The organism is Allobosea sp. 05T433 (genome assembly GCF_056396065.1).
The window spans coordinates 1-3673 of the sequence record NZ_JBFTKS010000078.1; the positions used below are offsets into that span (position 1 = coordinate 1).

At 62.4% G+C, this 3673-nt stretch carries 5 protein-coding genes and 1 pseudogene; 5 read left to right on the forward strand and 1 reads right to left on the reverse strand.

Annotated elements, in window-relative coordinates; all coding sequences use genetic code 11:
• Both AC1DGP_RS34845 and AC1DGP_RS34850 read left to right on the forward strand, forming a co-directional pair.
• Nucleotides 1-561, forward strand: a 561-nt coding sequence (locus AC1DGP_RS34845; RefSeq protein ID WP_441508022.1) for a transporter substrate-binding domain-containing protein, incomplete at its 5' end; no start/stop codon positions are given.
• A gap of 108 nt (nucleotides 562-669) precedes the next feature.
• A complete protein-coding gene (locus tag AC1DGP_RS34850) occupies nucleotides 670-1113 on the forward strand; it encodes a type II 3-dehydroquinate dehydratase (protein WP_441489912.1) in 444 nt (147 codons plus the stop codon).
• 18 nt (nucleotides 1114-1131) lie between these two features.
• On the opposite strand, the gene AC1DGP_RS34855 is transcribed toward AC1DGP_RS34850, so the two are convergent.
• Nucleotides 1132-1821, reverse strand: coding sequence for a TetR/AcrR family transcriptional regulator (locus AC1DGP_RS34855; RefSeq protein WP_441489913.1), 690 nt, complete (start codon nucleotides 1819-1821; stop codon nucleotides 1132-1134).
• Between the two features lie 210 nt (nucleotides 1822-2031).
• Here AC1DGP_RS34855 and AC1DGP_RS34860 point away from each other — a divergent pair, with 210 nt between their 5' ends.
• The 3 genes and pseudogenes from AC1DGP_RS34860 to AC1DGP_RS34870 all read left to right on the forward strand — a co-directional run.
• On the forward strand, nucleotides 2032-2700 hold the full coding sequence (locus AC1DGP_RS34860) for an amino acid ABC transporter permease (protein ID WP_441489914.1): 669 nt from the start codon (nucleotides 2032-2034) through the stop codon (nucleotides 2698-2700).
• A 10-nt stretch (nucleotides 2701-2710) separates the two neighbouring features.
• Entirely contained in the window at nucleotides 2711-3352 is a 642-nt protein-coding gene (locus AC1DGP_RS34865; RefSeq protein WP_441489915.1) for an amino acid ABC transporter permease, read from the forward strand.
• A gap of 90 nt (nucleotides 3353-3442) precedes the next feature.
• A pseudogene (locus AC1DGP_RS34870) lies at nucleotides 3443-3673 on the forward strand (transporter substrate-binding domain-containing protein); the annotation flags it as partial.

The window sequence follows — 3673 nt, forward strand, 5'->3', positions numbered from 1 at the left end:
CGCATCCCGGCCCTGACCACGGGGCGCGTCGATGTGCTGTTTGCGACGATGGCGATGCTGCCCGAACGGGCCAAGGTGGTGCAGTTCAGCAAGCCCTATGTCGCCAACACGATCGTGCTGATCGGGCCGAAATCGGCGGTGATCAAGACGAATGAGGACATGGCGAAGTTCACTATCGGCGTGGCCAAGGGCGCAGCCCAGGATACCCAGGTCACCAAGAACGCGCCGGCCAGCACGACGATCCGGCGCTATGACGGCGATGCCCCCAGCATCCAGGCGCTGGTCTCGGGCCAGGTCCAGGCGCTTGGCGGCAACATCTTCTACATCCAGCGTATCGAGCAGGCCCGGCCGGGCGAATTCGAGAACAAGCTCGAATTCCAGAACCTCTACAACGGCGCTTGCACCCGGCAGGGCGAGAAGGAGATCAACGCCGCCCTCAACGCCTTTATCGACAAGATCAGGGCGAATGGCGAGCTCCAGAAAGTCTACGACAAGTGGATGAAGGTTCCCGTCCACAAGTTCCCCGACAGCCTCGAAGGCATCTCCTTCTCCGCAAGCTGAGCGCGCTGCTCGCTCGCTCCTTCAGATTTTGCCTGCAGGCCAGCCGCGTTGACTCCGGCCTGCACGCGCCTTGCCGCGCATGCGCGACGAGGCGCCAAGGATATCGACATGAGCAATCGCATCTACGTCCTCAACGGCCCCAATCTCAATCTGCTCGGCCAGCGCGAACCCGCGATCTACGGAACGACCACGCTCGATGAGGTTCGACAGCGCTGTATCGAGAAAGCCGGGACGCTGGGTTTCGAGATCGACTTCCGCCAGACGAATTTCGAGGGCGAGCTGGTGGAGAGCGTGCATCAGGCCCGCATCGAGGCGTGCGGGATCATCATCAATCCGGCCGGCTACACCTTCACCTCAATCGCGTTGCTCGATGCCCTCAAGATGTTCGACGGTCCGAAGATCGAGCTGCACATTTCCAACGTGCATGCCCGAGAGAGCATCTACCACAATTCGCTGATCTCCCGGACGGCGACCGGCATCCTGATCGGCTTCGGCGCAGCCGGTTACGAACTGGCGATCCAGGCTATGGCCGGCCTGGTCGGGCCCAGCTGATCCCTGCGCGCCATGCGGTCAGCGGCAGAGCATGCGAAGCACGGTCTCGATCGCGCTGAGCCGTCGGCGCTCGCGGGCTTCCGGCGCCCCCATGTCGTGCCCGAAGACCTGCTGGATGCTGGCCCGGTTGGAGACATTGTAGAAACTCAGCGCGCTGATCGTCAGATGGATGTCGATCGGGTCGAGACCCTCCCGAAACACTCCCTCGCGCAGTCCGCGCTCATAGACCTCGCCGATCATGTCGATGACCGAGAGGTTGAGATCCGCGATCTTGGGAGAGCTCTGGAGATGCCGGGCATGGTGGATGTTCTCGACCATGACGAGGCGGACGAAATCCGGATTGTCGGCGTGATAGTCGAAGGTGAAACCCGTCAGCGACACGATCGCTTCGCGCGGGGGCAGGGCAGCCAGATCGAGGCTGCGCTCGAAATTGCGGATCCGGGCATAGGCCTCCTCGAGCACGGCCCGGTAGAGTCCCTCCTTGTCGCCGAAATAATAGTAGATCATCCGCTTGCTGGTGGAGGTCTTCGCCGCGATCTCGTCGACCCTCGCACCACTCAGCCCATTCTCGACGAACTCGTCACGCGCGACCGCCAGGATATTGCGGCGAACGCCGTCGGGGTCCTGGGTCCAGCTCGCGGATTTTCGCGTGCCAGCCGGCCGCGCCGGCGAGGCCGGCATCTCATTCGTCTTGCGGCTTCCAAGCATGGACAGACCCCGGCGCCGACTGTGCGGCTGTAAATGAACCGTTCAGTTCAATTGACTTGACCAATTGAACCGTTTCGTACATTTAACATCGACAGGCGATCGCGCAAGCCGAACGATCGCTCATACTCAAGGCGCCCACCCAGAGGCGCTACCGCCAAAGACGGGAACCGGATCGACCCACTCAGAAGGTCGGCCGCTCAGGGAAGCGCCATGAACTACAAGCTTGATTTCACGCCTGTACTGGATGGGTTGCCGAGCCTTCTGACCGCCTGTCTGGGAACGCTGTTCCTGGCGCTCGGCGGCATGGTGCTGGCCATCGTCATCGGCATCGGCGGTGTTGTGCTGCGCGACTCGCGGATCAAACAGGTGCGCTGGCTGGTGATGGCTTTCGTCGAGCTGATCCGGAACACGCCCTTCCTGGTGCAGATCTATTTCATCTATTTCGCATTGCCGCTCCTGGGCGTGCGGCTCGACCCGACGCCGACGGCCATTATCGCGCTGGGCATCAATGGCGGCGCCTATGCCATCGAGATCATCCGTGGCGGCGTTCAGTCGATCAGCAAGGGGCAGGTCGAAGCCGGTCTCGCGCTTGGCCTGCACAAGGCGCAGGTCTTCCGGCTGATCGTTCTGCGGCCGGCGCTGCGCGCGATCTTTCCCTCACTGACCAGCCAGTTCGTGCTGCTGACGCTGACGACCAGCGTCGCCTCCGCGATCTCTGCCTATGAGCTGACCTCAGTCGCACAACGGATCGAGTCGGACAGCTTCCGCAGCTTCGAGGTCTACGGGACGGTGACGCTGTTCTACCTCGTCATATCCTGGCTGATGATGCGCTTCTTCGCGCTCATCTCCGGTCGGTATTTCAGCTATCCGGTCAAGTGAGGAGATCGTCATGGGTACAAACGAATTCCTCTTCCTCCTCACCGGACTGAAATGGACGGTCTTCCTTTCGGTGATCGGCTTCGTCGGGGGCGGTATCTTCGGGCTCGGCGTCGCTCTGGCGCGGACCTCCGGTATTCCGCTGCTGGAGCGTGCAACCTCAGGCTATATCGCCATCTTCCAGGGCACGCCGCTGCTGATGCAGCTTTTCGTGGTCTATTACGGACTGGCGCTGATCGGGTTGAAACTCGACTCCTGGGTCGCCGTCTCGATCGGCTTCACGCTGCATGCCAGCGCCTATCTCGGCGAAATCTGGCGTGGCTCAATCGAAGCCGTGCCGAAGGGCCAGACCGAGGCCGCCAAGGCGCTGAGCCTGAACTATGTCTCGCGGATGAAGGATGTGGTCCTGCCGCAGGCTATCCGCATCTCGCTGCCGGCGACGATCGGCTTCCTGGTGCAGCTGATCAAGGGAACGTCGCTGGCTGCCATCGTCGGTTTCACCGAGCTGGCCCGGGCTGGCAACATCATCTCGAACCAGATCTTCCAGCCTCTCCTCGTCTTCGGGATCGTGGGGGCTCTGTACTTCGTCATGTGCTGGCCGCTCTCGCTCTTCGGCGCGCGGCTGGAACGCCAGTTTGCCGCGGCAACACGCTGACGAGGCCGGCAACAGACACCGCGCCAATTCCGGCCAGGCAAGTTCAACCAGGCAAGATCAACCAAGCAAGATCAACCAAGGGAGTGAGACATGACATCTTCGAACAAGGGATTGCTCAACCGCCGTCAGGCTCTGTTGGCCGGCGCGGTCGGGCTTGCGGCGCCCGGCCTGCTGCTGCGGCCTGCGCTGGCGGTGACGCCGGCGGAGATCAAGGCGAAGGGCAAGCTGGTCGTGGGCATCCAGGGCGACAATCCGCCCTGGGGCTTCGTCACCAGCGCCGGCAAGCAGGATGGGCTGGATGCCGATATCGCGGCGCTCTTC

Coding starts and splice junctions, on each gene's coding strand:
- AC1DGP_RS34850 (WP_441489912.1), top strand. CDS start 670: ATGAGCAATCGCATCTACGTCCTCAACGGCCCCAATCTCAATCTGCTC.
- AC1DGP_RS34855 (WP_441489913.1), bottom strand. CDS start 1,821: ATGCTTGGAAGCCGCAAGACGAATGAGATGCCGGCCTCGCCGGCGCGG.
- AC1DGP_RS34860 (WP_441489914.1), top strand. CDS start 2,032: ATGAACTACAAGCTTGATTTCACGCCTGTACTGGATGGGTTGCCGAGC.
- AC1DGP_RS34865 (WP_441489915.1), top strand. CDS start 2,711: ATGGGTACAAACGAATTCCTCTTCCTCCTCACCGGACTGAAATGGACG.